The 23737-nt window shown below is 63.1% G+C and carries 20 protein-coding genes; 8 read left to right on the top strand and 12 right to left on the bottom strand.

What is annotated here, in order from left to right:
• Positions 1–64: 64 nt before the first annotated feature.
• From ACMFWR_RS02385 to ACMFWR_RS02375, 3 genes are all read left to right on the top strand, one after another.
• Positions 65–826 carry a CDP-diacylglycerol diphosphatase gene (locus tag ACMFWR_RS02385; protein WP_413193449.1) on the top strand — a complete coding sequence of 254 codons (762 nt, stop codon included), beginning with the start codon at positions 65–67 and terminating at the stop codon, positions 824–826.
• Between the two features lie 285 nt (positions 827–1111).
• A complete protein-coding gene (gene shiA, locus ACMFWR_RS02380; RefSeq protein ID WP_413193448.1) occupies positions 1112–2428 on the top strand; it encodes a shikimate transporter in 1317 nt (438 codons plus the stop codon).
• Between the two features lie 93 nt (positions 2429–2521).
• Positions 2522–4585: an FUSC family protein gene (locus tag ACMFWR_RS02375; RefSeq protein WP_413194744.1), complete on the top strand. Its 2064-nt coding sequence runs from the start codon at positions 2522–2524 to the stop codon at positions 4583–4585.
• A 6-nt stretch (positions 4586–4591) separates the two neighbouring features.
• On the opposite strand, the gene cobF is transcribed toward ACMFWR_RS02375, so the two are convergent.
• From cobF to ACMFWR_RS02360, 3 genes are all read right to left on the bottom strand, one after another.
• A complete protein-coding gene (gene cobF / locus ACMFWR_RS02370; protein WP_413193447.1) occupies positions 4592–5377 on the bottom strand; it encodes a precorrin-6A synthase (deacetylating) in 786 nt (261 codons plus the stop codon).
• Positions 5378–5412: 35 nt separating this feature from the next.
• Complete coding sequence (locus tag ACMFWR_RS02365; RefSeq protein WP_413193446.1) at positions 5413–5820, bottom strand: FKBP-type peptidyl-prolyl cis-trans isomerase; 408 nt, start codon at positions 5818–5820, stop codon at positions 5413–5415.
• 70 nt (positions 5821–5890) lie between these two features.
• Complete coding sequence (locus ACMFWR_RS02360; RefSeq protein ID WP_413193445.1) at positions 5891–6184, bottom strand: transposase; 294 nt, start codon at positions 6182–6184, stop codon at positions 5891–5893.
• A 374-nt stretch (positions 6185–6558) separates the two neighbouring features.
• On the opposite strand from ACMFWR_RS02360, the gene ACMFWR_RS02355 reads away from it, so the two are divergent.
• Entirely contained in the window at positions 6559–6681 is a 123-nt protein-coding gene (locus tag ACMFWR_RS02355; protein ID WP_413193444.1) for a hypothetical protein, read from the top strand.
• Between the two features lie 216 nt (positions 6682–6897).
• Positions 6898–8517 (top strand): diguanylate cyclase, encoded by a 1620-nt coding sequence (locus ACMFWR_RS02350; protein WP_413193443.1) that lies wholly within the window; start codon positions 6898–6900, stop codon positions 8515–8517.
• Positions 8518–8528: 11 nt separating this feature from the next.
• Here the strand turns inward: ACMFWR_RS02350 and ACMFWR_RS02345 are convergent, their stop codons facing one another.
• Both ACMFWR_RS02345 and ACMFWR_RS02340 read right to left on the bottom strand, forming a co-directional pair.
• Entirely contained in the window at positions 8529–9065 is a 537-nt protein-coding gene (locus tag ACMFWR_RS02345) for a hypothetical protein (RefSeq protein WP_413193442.1), read from the bottom strand.
• A 352-nt stretch (positions 9066–9417) separates the two neighbouring features.
• Positions 9418–9720, bottom strand: coding sequence for a transposase (locus ACMFWR_RS02340; RefSeq protein ID WP_413193441.1), 303 nt, complete (start codon positions 9718–9720; stop codon positions 9418–9420).
• Positions 9721–10094: 374 nt separating this feature from the next.
• Between ACMFWR_RS02340 and ACMFWR_RS02335 the strand changes: the two genes are divergently transcribed.
• Both ACMFWR_RS02335 and ACMFWR_RS02330 read left to right on the top strand, forming a co-directional pair.
• Positions 10095–11159, top strand: coding sequence for a cation diffusion facilitator family transporter (locus ACMFWR_RS02335; RefSeq protein ID WP_413193440.1), 1065 nt, complete (start codon positions 10095–10097; stop codon positions 11157–11159).
• 22 nt (positions 11160–11181) lie between these two features.
• On the top strand, positions 11182–12243 hold the full coding sequence (locus ACMFWR_RS02330) for a LacI family DNA-binding transcriptional regulator (RefSeq protein WP_413193439.1): 1062 nt from the start codon (positions 11182–11184) through the stop codon (positions 12241–12243).
• A 25-nt stretch (positions 12244–12268) separates the two neighbouring features.
• Here the strand turns inward: ACMFWR_RS02330 and ACMFWR_RS02325 are convergent, their stop codons facing one another.
• Both ACMFWR_RS02325 and ACMFWR_RS02320 read right to left on the bottom strand, forming a co-directional pair.
• Complete coding sequence (locus tag ACMFWR_RS02325; protein WP_413193438.1) at positions 12269–12538, bottom strand: GlsB/YeaQ/YmgE family stress response membrane protein; 270 nt, start codon at positions 12536–12538, stop codon at positions 12269–12271.
• A 172-nt stretch (positions 12539–12710) separates the two neighbouring features.
• A complete protein-coding gene (locus ACMFWR_RS02320) occupies positions 12711–13082 on the bottom strand; it encodes a response regulator transcription factor (RefSeq protein ID WP_413193437.1) in 372 nt (123 codons plus the stop codon).
• Between the two features lie 282 nt (positions 13083–13364).
• Between ACMFWR_RS02320 and ACMFWR_RS02315 the strand changes: the two genes are divergently transcribed.
• Entirely contained in the window at positions 13365–15032 is a 1668-nt protein-coding gene (locus tag ACMFWR_RS02315) for a PLP-dependent aminotransferase family protein (protein WP_413193436.1), read from the top strand.
• Positions 15033–15223: 191 nt separating this feature from the next.
• Here ACMFWR_RS02315 and ACMFWR_RS02310 read toward each other — a convergent pair whose 3' ends face one another.
• The 5 genes from ACMFWR_RS02310 to ACMFWR_RS02290 form a co-directional block, all read right to left on the bottom strand.
• Complete coding sequence (locus ACMFWR_RS02310; protein WP_413193435.1) at positions 15224–15889, bottom strand: response regulator transcription factor; 666 nt, start codon at positions 15887–15889, stop codon at positions 15224–15226.
• Positions 15886–17016: a sensor histidine kinase gene (locus ACMFWR_RS02305; protein WP_413193434.1), complete on the bottom strand. Its 1131-nt coding sequence runs from the start codon at positions 17014–17016 to the stop codon at positions 15886–15888. Before ACMFWR_RS02305 ends, ACMFWR_RS02310 begins: the two co-directional genes overlap by 4 nt.
• A gap of 180 nt (positions 17017–17196) precedes the next feature.
• Positions 17197–18864 carry an efflux transporter outer membrane subunit gene (locus tag ACMFWR_RS02300; protein WP_413194743.1) on the bottom strand — a complete coding sequence of 556 codons (1668 nt, stop codon included), beginning with the start codon at positions 18862–18864 and terminating at the stop codon, positions 17197–17199.
• Between the two features lie 116 nt (positions 18865–18980).
• A complete protein-coding gene (locus tag ACMFWR_RS02295) occupies positions 18981–20213 on the bottom strand; it encodes an efflux RND transporter periplasmic adaptor subunit (RefSeq protein ID WP_413193433.1) in 1233 nt (410 codons plus the stop codon).
• 8 nt (positions 20214–20221) lie between these two features.
• Entirely contained in the window at positions 20222–23653 is a 3432-nt protein-coding gene (locus ACMFWR_RS02290; protein WP_413193432.1) for an efflux RND transporter permease subunit, read from the bottom strand.
• Between the last annotated feature and the right edge of the window lie 84 nt (positions 23654–23737).

The raw sequence follows: 23737 nt of genomic DNA, 5'->3' as shown, positions 1-23737 counted from the left end.
CTGCGTTTTTTGACGCTCCTTGAAGTACCTGAATCCGACTGAGTCACATCGCCACGCTTCGACCATGACCCGAACCTTCACCCTACGCGCTGCTTTCACGCTTGCTTCTCTCTGCATTCCGGCTGTGATCGCGCTGAATGCCTGCGCGGCCAACCCCGATGCGCTCTGGCAGATCGTGAGTCAGAAATGCGTGCCCGCGGCGCAGGCGGGGACGACGCCGAATACCTGCGCCCTGGTCGACACCTCCGCAGGCTACGCGCTGCTCAAGGACATCAACGGCGTCGCGCAGTACCTGCTGATTCCGACCACGCGCGTCACCGGCATCGAAAGCCCGTTGCTGCTCGACCCGCAAGCGCCGAACTACTGGGTCGACGCGTGGAATGCGCGTTCTTACGTCGAGCAGAAGCTCAATGCACCGCTACGCCGCGACGAGGTCGGGCTGGCCATCAATTCCGCGAGCGGCCGCTCGCAGAACCAGCTGCATATTCACATCGATTGCATGCGACCCGACGTGATGCAAACGCTGGTCGCCCACCGTGATGCGATTGGAACGCAATGGCGTGACTTCCCTGAACCGCTCGCGGGACACACCTACCGCGCACGCGTGATGGACGAAGCGACGCTCGAGCGTGACAACCCGTTCAAGGACCTCGCCGCCGATATCGCCGCGCGCGGCGAAACGATGGGCGATCAGACGCTGCTCGTCACGGGCACGACGCTCGCCAACGGAGCGCCGGGTTTTATCCTGCTCGCCGATCACGTTCACGGGTTCGACCGCGCGTCGTCCGAAGAGCTTCAGGATCACGACTGCAAGATTGCGCATTGACGGACAAGTCGGACCAGAGAGGCAGAAGGGCAGAACGGCAGGAGGGCAGGAGGGGCGATCGGGAAGAATCGTGGACAAACGGCTCGGTGAGCATCGAAGCGGCCGGGTCACGAAAGGTGAGAAAAAAAGGGAGTGACGCTCGGATTAACCCGAAAAGCGTTCGACAACCGCGCTCACGCGTTCGTTAATCGCACATTTTCTCCAGATTTCACTTGTGCCCCACGGGCCCCGTCATTAACGTGCTTTCCGTCGGTTGACCCATACACAGGGCACGAGGAGACACGCATGACGTTCGCGATACAGCCCCCCGTCTCGACACCGGTCGAGGCATCCCGCTCCCGCGCGCGCAAAGCCGCGCTCGGCAGCTTTGTCGGCGCCGTCGTCGACTGGTACGACTTTCTGCTCTACGGCATCGTTGCCGCGCTGATCTTCAACACGGAGTTTTTCCCCAAAGGCAATCCAGGCGTCGGCACGCTGGCCGCCTTCGCCACGTTCGGCGTGGGCTTTCTGTTCCGGCCGCTCGGCGGCATTGTGTTCGGCCATTACGGCGACCATCTCGGGCGCAAGCGCATGCTCGTGCTCACGGTCATGATGATGGGCCTGTCCACTGCCGCGATCGGGCTGCTGCCGACCTACGCGAGCATCGGCTGGTGGGCGCCAGCGCTGCTCGTGCTGTTGCGCGCGATCCAGGGCTTCGCCGTCGGCGGCGAATGGGGTGGCGCCGCATTGATGGCTGTCGAGAGCGCACCCAAGGAAAAGAAGGCGTTCTATAGCAGCGGCGTGCAGGTGGGCTATGGCGTCGGGCTCATTCTCTCAACCGGCATCGTGGCCATTCTGAGCGCGACGCTCGACAACGCGGCGTTCAAGTCGTGGGGCTGGCGTATCCCGTTCCTGTTCAGTGTCGTGCTCGTGCTGATCGGCCTCTGGGTTCGATCGAGCATGGAGGAGTCGCAGGAATTCGTTGAAAAAGTCGAACGGCAGCATCACACGTCGCGCATGCCGGTCATCGAAGCGCTGACGCAACATCCGAAGGCGTTTTTGCTGATCATCGCGTTGCGCCTGGCCGAGCTGTTCACGATGTATATCGTCACGGCATTCGCGCTGAGTTACTCGACGTCCACGCTCGGCATGTCGCGTGAATTCTTTCTGAACATCGCCCTGCTTGTCGGCGCAATCAGCTGCGTGACGATTCCGTGTTTCGCGTGGTGCGCCGACCGTTTCGGCCTGCGTCGCATCTATCTGATCGGTGCGGTCATCGGTCTGCTCTCGGCGGTGCCATTCTTCCTCGCGCTCGAAGCCCGTTCGACGGTGTGGATCGTGATCTTTGCAGTCATGCTGGCTAACGGCGCGCACGATTTGATCGTCAGCGTCCAGCAGCCGCTGTTCACCGAGCTGTTCGGCACCGAGTATCGCTATAGCGGCGCGGGCGTCGGGTACCAGTTCGCGAGCGTCGTGGGCGGTGGTTTCACGCCGTTCATTGCCCAGGCGCTGGTCAATATGGGCGGCGGCTCGTGGCATTCGGTCGCGGGCTACCTCGCCGCAGGGTGCCTGATCTCGCTGCTCGTCGCCGCAGGCATGAAGCCGGGACGCCGCACGACGTAAGCAGGCAGCGCCGGGGGAGCCTGACACACGCTCTGTCAGGCTCGCGCTTCCCCATGCATACTTCGGGCATCGTTCGTCAGAACAACCATCATGATGACGCTGCCCTCCGCCCGGGACTGGATCTTCTCCGTCAAAACGTTCATCGCTGCGATGCTCGCGCTTTACATCGCGCTTGCAACGCAGCTGCCGCGCCCGTACTGGGCGATGGCGACCGTCTATATCGTGTCGAATCCCTTTGTGGGCGCGACCACATCGAAGGCGCTTTACCGCGCGCTGGGCACGATCCTCGGTGCCGCCGCTTCGGTCCTGTTCATTCCGCCTTTCGTCGAAATGCCGCTCGTGCTGAGCCTCGTCGCGGCAGTCTGGATGGGCGTGATGCTTTACCTTGCGTTCACCGACCGGACGGCGCGGTCGTATGTGTTCCTGCTCGCCAGCTACACGCTGGCCCTGGTGGCATTCCCGACTGTCAACAATCCCGAATCGATCTTCGATGTGGCCATCACGCGCGCCGAAGAAATCATTCTCGGCATCACCTGCGGTGCCGTCGTGAACTCGGTCATTCTGCCGTCCAAGCTTGCACCGGTGCTCAGCGAGCGAACCGTCGGCTGGTTCCGCGACGCGTCGATCTACGCGAAGGAGACGCTCGCCGGACGCGTCGCGCTCAAGGCGTCCACCGATAGCCGACAGCGCATGGCGACGACGCTCGATGCGTTCGAACTCCTGCTGAGCCAGCTCAGCTACGACGGAACCCGCCCCGATATCGTGCGGCATGCGACTGAACTCCGCGGACGCATGTCCGTGCTGCTGCCCGTGATCTCGGCGCTTGCCGATCCGCTCCGGGTGCTGCTGGCCGACACGACGCCGGCTCATGAGGCCATACGCAAGGTCGTCGACAAGCTCGAGGCATGGATCGACGAGACCTGCCGGCGCCCGGGCTCGCACCCGGACAGCGACGTCCGGCGCATCGCGCGCGAACTGCGCGTCGACATCGAGCAGCTCGAACCCGCGCGTGCAACGCTCGAGCACTGGCATGCCGCGCTGCTCTCGACCGTCGTCTGGCGGCTCAAGCTCGTCGTCGACATCTGGGAAGACTGCATCACGCTTCAGCACTCGATCTCGATCGACGACACCGATGCGTGGCATCCCCAATTTCGTCACTGGCGCGTGGGCGCGATCAATCCGTACTTCGACCGCGGCAATATCCTCTTTGCAATCGTGACGTCGGTCTCCGCCGTGTTCGTCGCATGCCTGCTCTGGATCGAATCGGGCTGGGTCGACGGTGCGGCAGCCGTGTCGCTCGGCGCGGTGGCCTGCTTCTTTTTTGCAGGCCTCGACGACCCGGCGCCGAACGTGTTCCGGTTCTTTATCGCTTCATGCATCAGTATCGTGGTGTCGGGGCTACTGCTGTTCGTCGTGCTGCCGAACGTGCATGAATTCGAAATGCTGGTGGTGGTGTTTGCCGTGCCTTTTATCTGCGTCGGCACGTTGATGCCGAATCCACGCTTCAGCCTGATGGCGACGCTGGTCGCGCTCAATACGGCGACGTTCATCAGCATTCAGAGTGCCTACGACTACGACTTTCAGACGTTCCTCAACGCGAATCTGTCGGCCCTGGTCGGCGTGCTCTTCGCGTATCTCTGGACGCTCGTTACGCGTCCGTTCGGGGCCGAAATGGCCGTGCGCAGCCTGACGCGCTCGAGCTGGCGCGACCTGATCGCCGCGGCGTCGCCGCATCCGATCGACACACAGCGCGATCTCGCGGCGCGAATGCTCGACCGGCTGTTGCAGTTGTTGCCGCGGCTCGCGTCGACCGACACGCCGGATCGCCTTCATCCGCAGGTCGAATACTTCCGCGACATGCGGGTCGGCCTGAATACCCTGGATCTTCAGGTCGAGCGCCAGACCGCTGATCCATCCCTCGTTGCTGCCATCGATCACGTACTGCTTGGCATCCGGCATCATTTCGACGCGTGCATCGAGCACGGCGCACGTCAGGTGCCTCCGCAAAACCTGCTTGATACGATCGACGTAGCGATGGACCACACGCTCGCCCCGATCGCGCGTGGCGAGTCGACCGACGCGATGCATGCGCTGGTCTCGTTGCGACTTGCGATCTTCCCCGATACACCGCCGCCGGCATCGCTGCGGCGTGCGTAACCATGCCTAGCCTTCGTCCTTGCGCGTTACCTTGCGCATCAGATAGCTGTCCATGATCCAGCCATTGCGCGCCCGCGCTTCGGTCCGGATCCGTTCGATCTCGGGTGCCACCTCCTTGAGCTTGCCGGCGACCAGCACCTCGTCGGGCGTGCCGACGTAAGCCCCCCAGAAGATCTCGAGGTCATCGCGATCGATACGCTGGTACTCACCATTCGCATCGAGCATTACAACCACCGTGTCGGCGTGCTCGGGAAATCCGCCGGCGATCTTGCGCCCCGTCGTGATTTCGACCGGCTCACCAATCTGGTTAAGCGGCACGCGATGGCGTGCGGCAAGTGCCTGCACGCTGCTGATGCCCGGTATCACCTCGTACTCGAGCGCCAGTTCGGCCACGGTGCGCCCCTTCAGGGCGATCGCGTCGACGATCCGAAGCGTGCTGTCGTAAAGAGTGGGGTCGCCCCACACGAGAAATGCGCCGCACTCGCCGGGCGCGAGCTCGCTTGCGATCAGCGATTCATACACGGCCTGCTTGTCGCGGTTCAGCGCCGCGACGGTCGCCTGCAAGTCCGGGGTGCCGATGACGAGCTCGGGACTCGGCGCATGCGCAAAGCGGTACCGCCGATGCGTGATATAGCGTTCGCACAGCGATTGACGAAACGCGACGAGGGGATCCTTCGCCACGCCCTTGTCCAGCAGAAAGAACACGTCGACGCGATTCAGCGCGTTGACCGCCTGCATCGTGATCTGCTCGGGATCGCCCGCGCCGATGCCAATGATCAGAATGGTCTTCATGCGACTGGGTGCCGAATCGCGCCGCCAGCGGACGATCAGTTACCGATGCCGACGAGTTCGACCTCGAAGGTCAGGTCGCTGTTCGGCGGAATCGGGCCGATGCCGCGCTCACCGTAGGCCGTCGCGGCGGGGCACGTCAGCTTGGCCTTGCCGCCGACCTTGATGGTTTGAAGACCTTGCGTCCAGCACGGGATCACGCGTCCGAGCGGGAACGTCGCCGGACCGCCATGCTTGGCCGAGCTGTCGAATTCGGTACCGTTGGCCAGCGTGCCGCGGTAGTTGACCTTCACAGTGTCGGCAGCGGTGGGCTTGGGACCGTTACCGTCGACCAGATGCTCGACGACGACGCCCGAAGGCAGCTTTTCCGTCGTGCCAGCCGAAGCAGGCGCAGCCAGAGCTGCGGAAACCGACAGGGCGACAAGCAAAGCGACAGCTGTTTTCACGTGAAAACCTCGTGAGCAATGATGGGTGGACCCGTATTGTAAACACAGGCTCACGGATCGACCGGCAGGCTCATCGACTGGCGTGGCGCGCACCATCCTCAGGTGGACAGCACGCATCGAGCAGCCGCTCGACCTCGCCGAGCAATCCGGACTTTTTCCACGCGAGAAACTTGATGTAGCACGTCTGCTGCGCGGGATATTCCGCGGGCAGATAAATCCATCGTTCGCCGGTCCGCCGGATCCAGCGGATGGCATTGAGAATCGCGCGGGCATCCGCGGGCGGGCGTCCGGCTCCCGATCCGGCACGCCGTTCCTCGAACAGGTGCTCGATGCAGGCCCACTGGACGTCTGAAAGGTTTGTCACGTCAGGCTCCCTTACTTCCAACCCGTCTGCGCGGGGTCGGCAAATGCTGGACGGATTTCGTCTCCCAATCGTCCCACTGCCGGTATATTCGTCTCGCCGACGCATGAAACGGAAACGCAAGACATCCGTAAGAGCCCTTACGTGGCAGTTATTTGACAGTCACACAAAGTGTCACATCAGCGTCGCATCGGATCATTAGGCTGCAAGGCGTTCTATTTGCCGTTCAATTACCCATGCAGGGCCGCCGTTCACTCACGATTCACCTTGAGCAAAACGCTCAAAATCCCCGTTTCCTCCGCGCCTTCGGTGCCCGCCTCGACACATCGTTGAGCCGTGCCGGTTTGAGTTCGGCCCGCGTCGCGGAGCTCATGCGGGTGTCGACCAGCGATGTGCAGCTTTGGCGCACGGGCGTCACCGTGCCCTCGAGTTCGGAATGCCGCCGTCTGTCGGAGCTGGCTGACTCGACGATCGATTGGCTCTGCGGCACCGCGGCCTGACCGCGCGTCTCATTGCTGTACCGTGCGGGCACCGCGACGCCATGACGTTGAAAAACCGGGATACCGCGCCGCTGAGGCATCGCAATCCCTTGCGTCAATGCTTTCTCCATTGGACGTATCGGGTTCGCTCGCACTAAAGTAGGTCGGGCGCTGTGTCGATAACCGTCGTAACTGAGCGTGGGCGACTTGCAGTTTGTGTCGACCCGAACCCCGTCCATGAAAGGTATCCACAGCAGGCCACGCCGGATCTCCGGCGCCGTCGGGACACTGATTGCGGCGCAGCGCGGCAACAGGCTGGCAGGTGTGGCCAACTATCTCTACGCGCGCCCCGGTCTTGTCGGCATCACAGGCACCGTCGTTGCGTTGGCGATGATGGGGCTATCGCTTGTCACGCTCTATAACGGCCGCACCGATGCGCTCGCCCATTCGCGAGAGACGTCGGAAAATCTCGTCGGCGTGATCAGTAACGACGTCGCGCGCAATATGGAGGTGTACGACCTGTCGCTTCAGGCGATGGTCGACGGAGCATTCGCGCAGGGCGTTAAAGCGCTGCCTCCGTTGGTGCGGCGTCAGGTCGTGTTCGATCGCGCAACGCATGCGGGCTATCTCAGCGGCGCGTTCGTCTTCAATCCCGACGGGCAGGCGGTGCTCGATCGCGACAGCGATGTCGCGCGCAGCCTCAATGCCAGCGATCGCGAATTCTTCATTCACCATAAAAACGATCCGTCGACGGCGACGTTCATCTCGCATCCGTTCCAGTCTCGCGTACAGAATGCCGGCCCCACGATCACGATGAGCCGGCGCATCGATCGCGCCGATGGGAGCTTTGCGGGTGTGGCTTCGATCGGCTTGCGCATCGAGCTGTTTCGTTCGCTGCTCGATCGGGTCAGCACGGGTGAGCATGGATCGACCTTTATCGTGCGACGCGACGGCACGATGGTCGTGCGCAAGCCGTATAGCCCCAAAGACATCGGAGCCAGCATCGCGTGGTCGCCGACGTTTGGCGTGATGGCGTCGCACGACCACGGTACCTATGCCGCGCGCGCGGCAGTGGACGGTGTGCGCCGGATTTATACGTTTGCGCGCATCCCGAATACGCCCTTTATCGCTGTCGTGGCGCCGGCTGAAGAAGACGTGCTCGCGCCGTGGCGCCGCCGCACGCTGGTCGTCGGCGGCCTGACGCTGCTGTTCGGATTGACCTTTATCGGCTTGGCCTGGGCGCTCGTCGGCATGATGCGCCAGCACGTCGCGACGCAGATGGAACTGGCGCGTCTCGCTGGCACGGACGGGCTCACCGGTTTGCTCAACCGCCGGGCGTTCGATCTGCGCGTGGGCGATGCATGGGCCCACGCCCGGCGCGAACGTTTGCCGCTATCGGCGTTATTTGTCGATATCGATTTTTTCAAGCTGTTCAACGATGCGTACGGTCACGCCGTGGGTGACGACGCCCTGGTCGCCGTGTCGGACTGCATCGAGGCATCGATCCGCAAACCCGGTGATATTGCGGCGCGGTACGGTGGCGAAGAATTTGTCGTCGTGTTGCCGGCCACCGGATCGGACGGTGCACTCGCGATCGCCGAGCGCCTGCGCGAGCGCGTGGCGGCGGCAGGCATCGCGCACGAGGCGGGTGTCGTCGAAGTGCTGACCGTCAGCATCGGATGCGCGACCGCATTCCCCGCCGAAGGCAGTGACATCGTCGAGCTGCTCGCGGCCGCCGATCGCGCGCTGTACCAAGCCAAGAGCGCAGGACGCAATCGCGTCACCGTGGTCGAGCTGCCATTCGACGAGGTACGCTCAAGCACGGACTCGAATACGGACTCGAGCGCCCATGCATAAATGGGCAAGCGCTAGGCGCCGTCAGCCCCCATCGCCTTGAATACGTCGCTGGCGAAGTCCTTGAGCTGAGCCTCGAAATCCGGGGTGCCCAGGTGAATTTCAGCGTAGGTCGGCTTACCCTGGGCCCGTCGGACCGTATCGACGTACGCCTCAATGATCTGCATCGGCGCGTAAGCACGATCCGCGGAATCGACTGGCCAGGCTTGCGGCTTCGCGCGTTGACCGGTGGTCGCATCGTCAAAGGCCGCCGGCCCCTTTCGTCGGCGATCCGGCAATACGGAAAATGCGGACGGCGCGTCGCCTGCCGCTTCGCTCGCGGAGCGACGCGTCAGGCGTTTGGGCGACGCCGCGGGCGCGCGTTCGGCCGCGCGCTGAGACGCCTTCGCAATCGGGCTCACACCCGAGCGTGGCCATCCTTTTCCCGTCGTGCGCCGATCGGACCGGCCATCCGTAGCAGGGCCGCCCGGGCCCGGTCGTCGTTCACGCGGGGCAAACCCCGGAAACACGCGCGCCACTTCACGCGAGTGCCAATTGTGCATCCAGATCATGCAAAGCTCCGAGAAGGCGCGAAGGTGCTGGTTCTCCCAAAGAGATACTGCGCGGAGAACACTGTCGTGATTTACTCAGCACACTTACCGATGGCTTCCACCATAGCGTGACCGTCTTTTTGTTCAAAGCTCGCGCGGCGAGTCATCGTTCGAACTCGCCATGCGTATCGGTCCGCACTCGAATGCGGCATCCGGCATGCGCGGTGCACGCGGATCCGCCTTTGCTTCCTCTTCGTTGCCGGCCGCGAACAACGCCGCGGCAGGATCATGCTATTTCACGATGGGGCCCGGCATCCCGGCTGCGCACCGGGTACCGCCCATCCGTTCATGGCATGCAGTTCAGGCAATCCGTTCAGGCAGACTGAGCCGGCATCGCCGGCGGCAGCAGGTCATTGACGACCGTCGCACCCAACAACCGTTCGACCTCCTGAATACGTCCGTCCTTTCTCCACTGCAGGAATTTCATATAGCACGTTTGCTGTGGCGGAAAGCACGCCGGCAGATAAAGCCATCGTTCGCCTGTCTGCTGAATCCAGCGGATGGCGTCGAGAATTGCACGCGGATTGGCTGCCGGCCGGCCGGCGCCCTTGCGTTGACGCGTCTCGTCGAACAGATGTTCGACACGCGCCCATTCAATGTCTGTGAGATTGGTCATTTGGCCCCCCTGTTGAGATGACTGTCTTTTGCAGTCTTGGGCGCAAAGATACGGCTGCACTGTCTCCTATTCGTCCTATCTACAGACAAATATGATGAGGCGTGTGTTTAGACCGCCACACATATAGTCGTGGTCATGACGTCTCATGGATGACGTCAACGGATGACGTCAAGCGGTTGTCTGTGCGACGTCCGGTAACAGATACCGATGAACGATCCCGTTGGTATACCGCGGCGATGCCGCAGCGCGACGGCTGTGAAAGACCCGCGCCCGAAGGAGTCCATCGGATTTCGTCGCGATCGGACGCGGCATAATGTGCGCGTATCCGCGCTTGTATCCCGCGCCTGTCACCTGCTAAACCGAGCGACACTCCCATGGTTGACGAACATCGCCACGACCATCCCGGTCACGACCACTCGGCTCCGGACCATGCCGGTCACGACCATCCGGCTCACGACCACGCCGATCACGATCATTCAAGTCACGCACATGCGCATGATCACGGCCATGGCCATAGCCACTCGGGCCACAACCATCTGCACGGGGTGACCGATCAACGTCGTATCGGCTGGGCTTTCCTGATCATCGCGATCTTCATGATCGTCGAAGTCGCCGGAGGGGTGATGTCCGGCTCGCTCGCCCTGCTCGCCGACGCGGGCCATATGGTCAGCGATGCCGCGGCGTTGGGCTTCAGCTGGGCCGCCATTCATTACGGCCGCCGCCCCGCGACGTCGCAACTCTCGTATGGCTACAAGCGGCTCGAGATCCTCGCTGCATTCGTCAACGGCTGCGCACTCTTTGTCATCGCCGCGTGGATCGTCATCGAAGCCATCACCCGATTCGCGAATCCGGTCCCCGTCACCGGCACGACGATGCTGATCGTGGCGTTCATCGGGCTTGCCGCCAATATCGCGGCGTTTCTCGTGCTGCACGGCGGCAATCGCGAGAATCTGAACCTGCGCGGCGCCTGGCTGCATGTGCTCGGCGATATGCTCGGCTCCGCCGCTGCGATCGTTGCGGCGGTCGTGATTCTGCTTACGCACTGGACGCCGATCGATCCGCTGCTCTCGATCTTCGTGGCGGTCATCATCCTCAAGAGCGCCTGGGGTATCGTCCGATCCTCGGCGCATATCCTGCTCGAAGGCACACCCGAAGGTGTCGAGCTTGCCGACATCAAGGCCGACCTCGAACAGCACGTGTCCGTCGTGCGCAATGCCCACCATATCCATGCGTGGTCGATCACCGGCGAGCAGCATTTGCTGACGTTGCACGTGCACCCCGTGCCCGGCGCGACCACGCGCGAGATCGTGATCGCGGTCAAGCAGCGGCTGACTCAGCGCTACGGCATCTCTCATGTCACAGTGCAGGTCGAGGAAGAAGAGTGTATCGACGCCGGTCACGAACACGAAGACGGTTCGTCGACATCGCCCTGCGCCTGAGCGCGACTCGCACCGGCACCCGATGAGCCATCGATTCCTGATCAAGGAAATTGCCCTTCAGGCGGGTGTCGGCACCGCGACCGTCGATCGCGTGCTGAACGGCCGCGTGCATGTGCGCGAGCACATGAGGCGGCGCGTCGAGCACGCGATCAGGGAACTCGAACAGCAGCAATATCAGCTTGCGAGCGCGGGCCGCAAGCTTGTGGTCGACGTCGTGGTCGAGGCGCCTCAGCGCTTTGCAGACGAAATCCGTGATGCGCTCGAGGCCGACGTGGCCGATCTCCAGCCCGCCGTGTTCCGGCTGCGCTACCTGACTCGCGAGATCATGACCACGAGCGAGGTCGTCGAAGCCTTGCATGCGATCGCGCGGCGCGGGAGTCATGGTGTGCTGCTCAAGGCGCGCGACGAGCCCGAGATCGTGCAAGCCATCGCGCTGCTTGAACAACGCGGCATCCCGGTGATCACCATCTTTACCGATATCCCCGGCTCGCCGCGTCTTGCTTATGCCGGGCTCGACAACACCATTGCCGGTGCGACGGCGGCCTACCTCGTCGGCAAATGGCTCGGCCGGCGCGCAGGTCATGTGCTTGTCACGATGAGCCACGAGCGCTTCTACGGCGAGGAACAACGGCTGCAAAGCTTTCGCCGCGTGCTGGCCGAACGCTTTCCGCACTTGTCGCTGATCGACGCAAGTGGCGGACAGGGACTCGATACGCAGACCGAAGAACACGTGCGAACCGCGATCGGCAACGCGAAGATCGCCGCCGTGTACTCAATGGGAGGTGGCAATGTCGCGATCGTGCGTGCGCTGCGTGGGCTCAGACAAAAGCCTGCGTGCTTTATCGGTCACGACCTCGACCGCGATAACGTCGGTTTGTTGCGCGACGGTGCGATCGACGCGATCCTGCATCACGACCTGCGACAGGACATGCGTTGCGCATGCCACCAGATCATGCATTTCCACAAGCTGTTGCCCCGCGCGGCGGTCGAACAATCGTCGTCGGTCGTCGTGGTGACGCCCGAAAACATTCCGCAGCAGATCGAATCGCGTCTGAGCGGCCGAACGCGCCGCGCGGGAGAATGACGCAAGAAAAAGGGACGCCGCGTTGCTACGCCCTTCGCCCGCGCCCGAAAAGCCGCAGGATGGCGAGCAGAATCACCGCACCAATGAGCGCCGTCAACAACGACCCGAGAATGCCGCCGCCCAGGCTGATCCCGAGTGCGCCACCGACCCAGCCGCCGATAAAGGCCCCGACAATGCCGACCACGATATCCATCAGGATGCCGAATCCGCCGCCGTCGACAATCCGCCCTGCCAGTGCACCTGCAATGCCGCCGATAATGATCCAGAAGATGATGCCGTGCGAAGCGTGGTCCATGGTGACCTCCGTGAAAGGAAGAGACTGACTTACCGGGTTCGTGGCTTCATGCGAATCGACCAACGCAGGGTTGGACGCAGCTATCGTACTCCATCGCTCCGAACATCGGTTCGCTCATCACTGACACAAACCTTTCACGCAATATCGGCGCGACTTGGGGCAGAGCAGCGCTTCAGGCCGCGTGCCCGATGCTGTCGAGCAGGCGCGCGACCACTGCGCCGTCGACAGGCTTGGTCAGAAAGCACAGCGCGCCATTGGCATACGCGCGCTGGCGCAGCGTATCGGTCGCAAAGGCCGATACGAAGATGATCGGCAGCTTCACACCGCGCTCGATCAGACGATCCTGCATGTCGACGCCCGTCATACCCGGCATCTGCACATCGGAAATCACGCACTGTACGTCGTCGAATGCACCGGACAACAACAGTGCCTCGGCGGAATCGAATACCTGCACGCGCCAACCGAGCGAACGCGCGAGGTTCGCCATGGCACGGCGCGCCGACTCATCGTCGTCGACGATCGATACAAGCGGGTGATGGCTCAACACTCTGTCCCTGGCCGTACGTACTCTGGCATTGCGTTAGGGGCCACACCGTGCGGCCCTTCAACGTTGTCAGCTTAGGGCACAAGACCAGCGCAAGGTAATCATCTACCTGTATAGAAATGCGCCAGCGACACCGATTCGTCTTGCGATTCACACGTTCGTATAGTCCGGCTAACCTACGGCCTTCTGCAATTTCATCCTTACAGACAATGTTCCGCGCGTGGCCCGATGGCTACCTTATTCACTACGCAATGACGCGTGATGAACCGGGAGCCGGTCGCCATGAAACTCTACGAAAAGCTCGTGAGCCAGGTCGAGCATCTGATCCATATGGGCGTATATCAGCCGGGAGAACGGATCCCTTCGGTTCGGCACGCGTGCTATCTGAACAGCATGAGCGTGACGACCGTGCTGCGTGCGTATTTGCAGCTCGAAAGCCGTGGTGTGATCGAAAGCCGCCCGCAATCCGGCTATTTCGTGCGCCGCCCCGTCGAGGCGTCGAGCGTTGAACGCGCGTCAATCGGGCAGCCGCAGGCCGTGCGCAATTCGGAACGCGACGTGAGCGTGAGTGCGAGCGAGCGGCGTGATGGCGCAGTCCCCGATACGAGTCGGGTACGGAAAGGCCATCGAAGTTCATCGAGCGATTCATCGAGCGCATTAACGTACGCATCTACGTACGCATCCACGAACGCATCTACGCACGAATCAACGTACGCGCCCACGCACACGTCCTTCAGCTGGTCGGCCTCCGACCCTGCACCCGATGCGGGCCAGTTCGTGCTGGCGACGTTACGCGAAATCGCCCGGCATGGCGCATTGCCGCTCGGCTCGCCGTATCCCGATCCCTCGATCTTTCCGACCACGCGCCTGAACCGATATGCGGCTGCGCTTGCGCGTCAGCGTGAAGCGCCAGGTGTCTTGTCCGACCTGCCGCCTGGCGATGCGGGCCTGATCCACCAGATCGCACGCCGCTACGCCGACGCAGGGTGTTATGTGGATCCCGGCGAGATTGTGATGACGGTCGGTGCGACGGAAGCCCTGAACCTGTGCCTGCAAGTCGTCGCGAAACCCGGTGACACGATTGCCATCGAATCGCCGACGTTCTATGCCCATCTCCAGGCCATCGAGAAACTCGGCATGCGCGCGCTCGAAGTGCCGACACACCCCGAAGCGGGCATCGATATCGATGCGCTGACTCGCCTCTGCGACACACAACGTATTGCCGCCTGCGTCGTGATGCCGAATTTCCAGAATCCGCTGGGTTTTCAGATGAGCGACGAGCGTAAGCAACTGCTCGTCGAGCGCATGAATGCGCGCGGCATTCCGATCATCGAGAACGATGTCTATCGCGAGCTCGCGTTCGAGGGTAAGGCGCCCTTGCCGCTCAAGCGTTTCGACCGGGCGGGTCTCGTGCTTCACTTCTCATCGTTTTCGAAGACTCTGAGCCCCGATCAGCGCATTGGATGGGCCATGCCCGGCCGCTTCCGGCAGGCGTTCGAGACACTCAAATTCTTCAACACGCTGACCACGCCGCTGACGCCACAACGCGCGATCGCCGAGTATCTGCGCAACGACGGATACGACGCGCACTTGCGTCGCATGCGCCAACGCTATTCCCAACAAGCCGCGATCATGCGTGCGATGGTGAGCCGCTTTTTCCCTTCCGGCACACGCATCTCGAAGCCCGCCGGCGGTTATCTGCTCTGGATCGAACTACCGAACCGCGCAGATTCGATGGCGCTCTATTCGGCCGCCATCGCCGAAGGCATCACCGTTGGCGCCGGGACCTTGTTCTCGCGCTCTGAACGCTATTCGAGCTTTATCCGGCTCAACTACAGCTACGCGTGGTCGGCGAACACCGAGCAGGCCATCCGCACGCTGGGCAGGCTCGCAGGGGCATTGCCCTCGCGCGAGCCCCTGGAAGCAACACTGCCAGACGAACTCGATTGACACGCTGAGGTACATCATGTGCACGAACTGGACGCTGCAACGCCCCCGGCACACAAGCCGCGCATCGGGCGGTCGTTTAGGTGGTCGCTTGGGTGATCGTTCAGGTGGTCGTTTGACCGCTTGTATGACCGCTCGCACCAGCGTTGCTGCTCAGACACAGAGAGGCACGCTCGCGAGCCTCTGTGGACGCCTCACCCTTTCGGCGCCGCCGGCTCGATACCCAGCGCCTCGGCCTTGCGAACGAGATCGGCGACGGATGTCGCTTCCATCTTTTTCATCGCCTGGGCACGGTGAATCTTGACGGTGATTTCACTGAGAAACACTTCAGCGGCAATCTGCTTGTTGAGCAAGCCCGCGATCACGTAGCTCATGACCTGCCGTTCGCGCAGCGTCAACGTCTCGTACTTCGCACGCAGCTCACCCAGCCCGCGGTTCGCTTTTCGACGCTGGCGATCGTGTTCGATCGCGTGATCGATCGCATCGAGCATGTCCTGATCCCGAAACGGCTTGGCGAGGAAATCCAGCGCTCCCGCTTTCATTGCGCGAACGGACATGGCGATATCGCCATGCGCGGTCATGAAGATGATCGGAATATCGATCTCGGTGTTTGCAAGCTCGGATTGAAACGCAAGGCCGCTTTGCCCCTTGAGCCGCACATCGAGCACCAGGCAACTCGGTGCGTCGGGCATTTCGAAGTCGAGAAACTCACTCGCGCTCGCGAACAGTTCGACACGCAGGCCGACCGAGCGCAGCAGATTGCGAAGCGAAGTGCGAAGCGATTCGTCGTCGTCGACGACATAGACGATCGGCGCCGCTTCGTGGACCGGCTCCTTGCCGGATGTCGTCGTTTGGGTCACGGTGTGATCAGCGTTTCAGAAAGCAATGGCAGGGTGATTTCCATGCGTGCGCCGGGCTGTGCGGATGCGACGCAATCGATCATGCCATCATGCGCCTCGACAATGGAGCGGCAGATCGAAAGCCCCATTCCCATGCCGTCGGCCTTGGTCGTATAGAAGGCATGAAAGAGTTTCGCGGCGTTCTCCGGCGTCACGCCGACGCCTGAGTCCTGGACAGCGATAATCACGCGTCCCCTGTCGTCGGTATAAGTGCGCACGGCCAGCACACGGGGTCGATCCTTGATCGACGTCATGGCCTGCAGACCGTTGATGAGCAGATTGATCACGACTTGCTGAAGCTGCACGCGATCGCCTCGCACGATCAGCGGTCCGTGCGCGAGTTCGAGATCCACGTGCGCGCCATATTGATGCACCTCGCGATTGACGAGGTCCATCGCTTCGCTCACCACCGCGTTGATATCAATCGGCACAAAAGCAGGCTCGCGCTTTTGCGCGAGCGCGCGAATACGCCGGATGATGTCGCTGGCGCGCCGCGCATCGCGAATCATCGCTTCGACGATCTCGCACGCCTCGCCGATTTCGGGCGTATCGCGGCGCAGCCATCTGAGTGTCGCATCGCCGTTCGTCACGATCGCTGCGATCGGCTGACTGACCTCGTGCGCGATCGACGCAGCGAGTTCACCCAGCATCGTCACGCGTGTGGCATGCGCGAGCTCTGTCATCGATCGATGCAGTGCCTCGTGAGCCGCATCGAGCTCATGCACCTGCGCCTCGAGTCGAACCGTGTTCGCTTGCAGGCGCAGCGTCAGATACGTGGTCGTTGCGATCGCAACACACGCCAGCACACATCGCCCGATCGCCGAATACGAGGGGCCTTCGGTATGACCGAAGACATAAGCAATGATCGTGAGCACGATGCACCCCGCGGCGACCGCCAGCGTGCCACGCCGCGACAGCACAGTCGCGGCGAGCATGACGACGATCACGTAGAGCACCATGATCGCCGTCGCGAGGTGACCGAAAGTGTCGATCACGAAGACGACGAGTGCCAGCACGCCCGCAAGCGTCAGCGTGAGGGTCGGGTTGGGTTTGCCGATCAGGGGTACACGTTGCGTGGGAGAGAGCATGTCGTATCGCATGGCGCATCGAATCGAAACGAGTGTAATGCAACCACAGCGTTCCGACAGACCCTCGATCCGCGGCGCCACCGTGCGATCCGGCGGGTAGCGGGCAGCCGGGGTACGCGACTTCGACGGGCCGCCACTTCATTGCGCCTCGATGCATAGGCAAACGATCGTCTCGTGCCTTTACTGGCCGGACGACGCCACCTCAGGCACGCGCCACCCGCCTCCCAGCGCTTCGAGCAATGCCACATCGGCATCGAGCCGGCGGCGTGCGATATCGATCTCCGCACGCTGGTTAGCCAGCGCGGTCGTCTGCACCGTCACGACGTCGAGATACGAAATCGCGCCGCCCTTGTAACGGTTCATCGCGAGCGTCAGGGCTTCGTTCGAAGCCTCGACGGCGCGATGCTGACTCTGCGCTTCGTCGTCGAGCGCGTGCGCCGAGGCCAGACTGTTCTCGACCTGCTCGAATGCCGTGAGCACGGTCTGACGATAGTCCGCTACAGCGGCCGTGTAGTGCGCATCGGCTACATGCAGTGACGCCGTACGCTTGCCGCCGTCGAACAGCGTTTGCGCGAGTTGCGGCCCGAGCGCCCAGAACAAGCTCGGCGCCGTCAGCCAGGGACCGAAGGCAGAACTCTCGAGACCGGCCGTGACGGACAGCGTGAGGTCGGGGTAGAACGCGGCTCGCGTCGCGCCGATCTGCGCATTCGCGGCCGCCACGCGGCGCTCGGCGGCTGCGATATCGGGTCGCCGCTCGAGCAACGTCGACGGCAAGCCGACGGGAATGTCCGGTGCCTCGATGGTGCCGATTGATGAGACAGCGTCGGTCGAAGTCATTGCCCCCGGCGATGTGATAGCGCCGGTCGAAGCGAATTCGCCCCTTGATGCCATAGCGCCGGTCGAAACGATCGGGCGGGTCGGAGCAATGGCGCCCGTCGACGCGGCTGCGCTTATCGACGCGGTCCGGGGTGCCAGCACAAAGGACGATGCCGGCACGCCGATCAACGTTGCAATCGCGTGCTGTAGCCGGGTGCGCGTCAAACCCGCGTCCGTCGCCTTCGACTCGGTTGCATCGAGTTGCGCCTTCGCATCGGCGACGTCCGATGCGCTCGCGATACCGATCTTGAGCCGTTGCTGCGTCATCTCGTAGGCATCGCGATAGGCAGCGACGGTATCGTCGAGCAAGGCCTTGTCGAAATCCGTCTCGCGCAGGTCGAAGTAGTCGGTCGCCAGTTCCGCCCCAACGGCAAGGCGCACGGCGCCGAGGTCGGCGTCGCTCGCCTGGGCATTCGCGTTCGCGGTGTCGACACTCGAGCGGATCTTGCCGAAAAGATCCGGCTCCCACGACGCACCCACGCCAACCGAGTAATCCGGAATCGTCTTGCCCGCCAGCGAATGCCCCTCGACGTTCGACGAAGTCCGGAAGCGCTCCTGCGAGGCGCCGGCTGTCACCGTCGGCGCATAGCCCGCGCGTTCGTACGCCACCAACGCGCGCGCGGCGTCGAGTTCCGCGACCGCCTTGACGACAGTCTGATTCGACACATCGACGCGCTGCTCCAGCGCATCGAGGTCCGGGTCGTGAAACACGGACCACCACGCACCGCGGGGCACGGTGTCGGCCGGTGCGGCAGCTTGCCAATGCGGTGCATCAGAGATTGAGGACGATGCCGCGGCCGTCTGCGCCGATGTCGCTCCTCCCGTTCCGCCCGCTTTTCCAGTTTCGAGGTAGTGGTCAGGCACCGCGACTGAGGGCGATGCATACGGCGGCTCGACCGAGCACGCCGACAACGCGGTCGCTAACACCAATGCCAGCGCGAGCCCCAGAGCCGGACGAGGTGTTGCGATCATCCGTGGCCCGTTCGCCCGAATGCCGCCTGCAGAGGTGCCGATCGTCCGGTCGCGCGTTGCCCGGACGCCGATTTCCCGGCGGCGGGTCGTCTCCGCGACAGTCACACGCCCGCGCATCATGATCGCGCTCCTGCCGGATCCGCTGCGACCTGCACGCGGGCGCCGGCGTAGATCGAATCACCGGGGTTCAGGATCACGCGCTCATCCCCGTTCAGTCCGCTCGCAAGTTCGACGTACGTGCCGAAATCCCTGCGGATCGTGACCGTGCGAAGCTCGACATGCTCCGCCTGTTCGGCGCCCGAGGTCGAAGCACCCGACGAACCAATCGCCGTCGGCTCGGCCACCGCAACCGTCACCCCCGATGCACGGAACAGCAGCGCATTCACGGGCAACTGAAACCCCGGTGTCGCGGGCTTGAGCTGCAGATGCACCTGCGCATACGCGCCTGGAATCAACGCGCCAGCGCGGTTGTCGACGTCGATCTCGGCAAGCAGTGTCCGGTTCGACGGCGTGATCGAGTCGTTCGTGCGCGTGACCGTCGCGGCGATCCGTGCGCCGGGGTTTTCCGGCGTCTCGAGATACGCCGATGTCCCTTGCGAAACCAGCGCGGCCTCCGACTGCGGGACCTGTACATAGACTCTGAGCGCCTGCGTCTGCTGAATATGGAAGAGCTCCGATGCCGGGGTCGACGCCCCGCCGCCCGTGCCCCCCGCGTCGACAAGCGCCCCGACGTCAATGCGCCGCGCGGTGATCACACCGTCGAACGGCGCGACGACCTTCTCGTACGACTGCAACTCGGTCAGACGCGCAACGCTCGCCTGCGCCTGGTCGAGCGCCGCGCGCTTCTGCTGCATGTCGCTGACCTTCAGATCCGTTTCCTGCTGCGACACAGATTGCGTGGCGAGCAGCGTCTGCCAGCGCTGCGCCGTCGTGCTCGCGATCTGATAACTCGCCTGCGCCTGTTCGACCGCCGCTTTGGCCTCGCGGAGCTGCGCATCGAGTTCCGGCGCGGCGATCGTCGCGAGCAAGGTGCCCGCCTTGACCCGAGCGCCGATGTCAACGTACCAGTGGGCGATATACCCGCTCGTGCGCGCATAAATGGACGCATCCTGGAACGGTGCGACGCTACCCGGCAGCGTCAGGTCTTCGGTCGCCGGCGCGGGTTTCGGGGCAATCGTCTGTACAACCGGCACCGCCGATTCACGCGAGATCGACGCGACATGCTCGTTCGCGCGCAATCGGGGCACGATGCCGATCGCAAGTACAGCGGCGACGACGGGGACGATCACCAGCCCGGCGCGGCGCAGGTTTCGGCCGGTGGCGGGGGGCTTTTCAGCAGGCGAGTTCATGTTTTAATTCACCTATTGGCGATAGGGGTATTGGGGAGGGCGGGTGCAGTGGTATGCGAAGCGGTGGCGTGATCGTGAGCAGCGGTATGCACGCCGCCCAACCCCATGCCGCCCGGGCCGGCCGACAGGCCGGGACCGTCCGGCGGCGCGGAATCGCCGTCGTCGTCCGCGAGTCGTTCCCTTCGCTTCTGCATCCACGTGTGGACCGCCGCGAACACGACTGGCACGAACATCAACGTGGCGCATGTGCCAAAAGCGAGGCCACCGATCACCGCCCGGCCAAGCGGCGCGTTTTGTTCGCCGCCATCGCCCAGCCCGAGTGCCATCGGCAGCATGCCGATCAGCATGGCCAAGGCGGTCATCAGCACGGGACGGAAACGCGTGAACCCGGCTTCGAGCGCCGCATCATGCGGTGACGCGCCGCGCGCCAGCGACTCACGGGCCGCATTGATCACCAGAATGCTGTTGGCCGTCGCGATCCCGATGCAAAGGATGGTCCCCGTAAGCGCGGGCACGCTGAGCGTTGTGCGCGTCGTGAAGAGCATCCAGGCGATCCCGGCCAGCGACGCGGGCAGACCAGAGATGATCACGAGCGGATCGATCCACGACTGGAAATTGACGACCATCAGCAGGTAGACGAGCACTACGGCGAAGACCAGTCCACTCGCCAGCCCCGAGAACGACTCGCGCATTGACTGGACTTGTCCGCGCAACACGATGCGCGTGCCGCGCGGCAGAGTCGCCTTCGCCTGGTCAATGATCCTGCTGACGTCCGACGCGACACCGGCGAGGTCACGCCCCTGCGTCGACGCGTAGATGTCGATGACCGGCTGGATGTTGTAGTGCGACACGACCGCCTGCTGCGTCGAACGCGTCATGGTGCCAAGCGTGCCGAGAATATCGGGCGTCGGTGCGGCCGACGCGACTGCCCCCGTCGATCCGCCTGCTTGCGCGGCTCGTGGCGCCGCGCCGGAAGTACCCGACGCTCCGGACTCTGCATCCCCGCCCGACGACGTCGACAACGGCAGATTCGCCAGCGACTGCATCGAAGCAATGTCGTACTCGGGCACCTCGGTGATCAGCGGATAGCTGACGCCGTTCTTGGGGTCGAGCCAGAAATTCGGTGAGGTCTGCGAGCTGCCCGACAGGGCAATCAGCAGATCCTGCGCAATGTCGCGCTGCTGAAACCCGGCCTGAAGCGCACGCGTGCGATCGACATCGACATTGATCGACGGCTGGTCCTGAGGCTGCTGAATATGCGCATCGACAAGGCCGTGCACGCCACGCATCTCGCCGAGAAGGCGCTGTGCGACGGTGTAGTTGTCCGCGACGTTCGACCCGACGATCTGCACGTCGATCGGCGCAGGCAGACCGAAGTTCAGGATCTGGCTCACGATGTCGGCCGGCAGAAACGAGAACTCGATCGACGGAAATGCCTTCGGGAGTTTCAGGCGAAGCTGCTCGACATAATCCGCGGTCGGCCGATGGCCCGGTTTCAGCGAGATCAGGATATCGGCGTCGCTCGTCCCGATCGGCGATGCGGCGTCATAGGTCAGGTTGATGCCGCTGACCGGCAAGCCGATATTGTCGAGCACGCTGCCGAGTTCGGCAGGCGGAATCACCTGTTTGACGACCGACTCGACCTGATCGGCCAGGCTTGCCGTCTGTTCAATGCGCGTGCCCGTCGGTGCGCGCATATGCAGCCGGATTTCCCCCGCATCGACAGACGGAAAGAAGTCGCGACCCGTGAATGGCAACAGCGCGCAAAGCGAACCGACGCAGATCACACCGAACGCGAGCGCGACCGCGCGACGGTTCGCGAGCGCCGTGGCCAACGTGCCGTGATAGCGTTCGCGAAGGGCTTCGAAGCGATGCTCGAAACGCTGCTGGAAAGCGCTCAGGCCCGAACCCAGGCGTACGAGGAAGCCTTTCTCCGCGCCCGAGGCGCGCCGAAACGATTTGGCCCGCAGGATAAACATCGCCAGCGTCGGAATCAGCGTGCGCGAGAGCAGATACGACGCCAGCATCGCGAAGATCACAGCCTCGGCGAGCGGCACGAACAGATAGCGCGCCACCCCGGAAAGCAGGAACATCGGCGCGAAGACGATGCAGATGCACAGCGTCGAAATCAACGTCGGCGCCGCGATTTCTCCCGATCCCTTCAGAATCGCATCGTGCAGCGGCTCACCCATTTCGAGGTGATGCGTAATGTTCTCGATCGCCACAGTCGCGTCGTCGACCAGGATGCCGACCGCGAGCGCGAGGCCACCGAGCGTCATGATGTTGATCGTCTGACCGAGCGCGGAGAACGCCATGATCGAACTGAAGACAGCGAGCGGAATCGTTACGGCAATGATCAACGTGGCACGCCAGCTGCCGAGGAACAGCAGGATCATCAACGCAGTCAGGCCCGCCGCGATCAGTGCCTCGCGGACAACCCCTGCGATCGCCGCCTTCACGAACACCGATTGATCCGAGAGCTGCGTGACATGCAGCGAACTCGGCACGCCCGCGAGCACCGTTGGCAAGAGCTGCTTGATCTCGCTGATGATCGTCAGCGTCGATGCACTTCCGGTCTTGTCGACGGTCAGCAACGCCGCGCGCTTGCCGTCGTTGCGCACCATATTGAGCTGGGGCGCGTAGCCGTCGCGCACGTGCGCGACATCGCGCAAATAGATGACTCCGCCGCCCGGCAACGTCTTGAGCGGAATCGCGTTGAGCGCATCCACGTGCTGAAAGCTCCCGTTGAGCTGCACGTTGACGAGCTGATTGCCGATCTTGGCCGTGCCGCCCGGCACGACGAGGTTTTGCGCATTCACCGCGTTGACGACATCGGCGGGCGACAGGCCCTTGGCCTGCATCGCCTGCGGGTCGATATCGACCATGATCTGACGAACCTTGCCGCCGAAGGGCAAGGGAATCGACGCCCCCTCGATCGTCGACAATTGCGTGCGGATGAAGTTGTTGCCGAGGTCGTACAGTTGCTGCTCGGCAAGCGTCGGACTCGACAGGGCAAGCTGCAGAATCGGCACCGTCGACGCGTTATAGGTCAGCACGGTCGGCGGCAGCGTGCCGGGCGGCATGGCCTTGAGCAGCGATTGCGCATTGGCCGTCGCTTCCGCGACCGCGCGATTGATATCGGCGCCGGGGTGAAAAAACACCTTGATGACTGAGACACCGTTCAGCGAGTTCGACTCGATATGCTCGATATTGTCGACATCCGAGGTCAGCGCGCGCTCATAGATCGAGGTGATCCGGTGCGACATTTCCTCGGCGTTCAGCCCGTTGTAGCTCCAGACGACACTGAGCACCGGGATATTGATGTTGGGAAAAATATCGGTCGGCGTGCGCAGGATGGCGAGCGGCCCGCCGATCACGATCAGGATCGCGAGCACCAGAAAGGTATAGGGCCGGCTCAACGCCAGTCTGACGATCCACATGGAGGCTCCTGTCGTAACGATTCGGCATGACAACGCCAATGCCGCTAAAGTTACGGACGCACGGGACCCCGGACAATTGCACGA

This window comes from Pararobbsia alpina (assembly GCF_965118125.1).
Lineage (GTDB): Bacteria > Pseudomonadota > Gammaproteobacteria > Burkholderiales > Burkholderiaceae > Pararobbsia > Pararobbsia alpina_A.
Note: the sequence above shows the minus strand (reverse complement) of the source record. Positions and strands in the feature narration are given on the sequence as shown.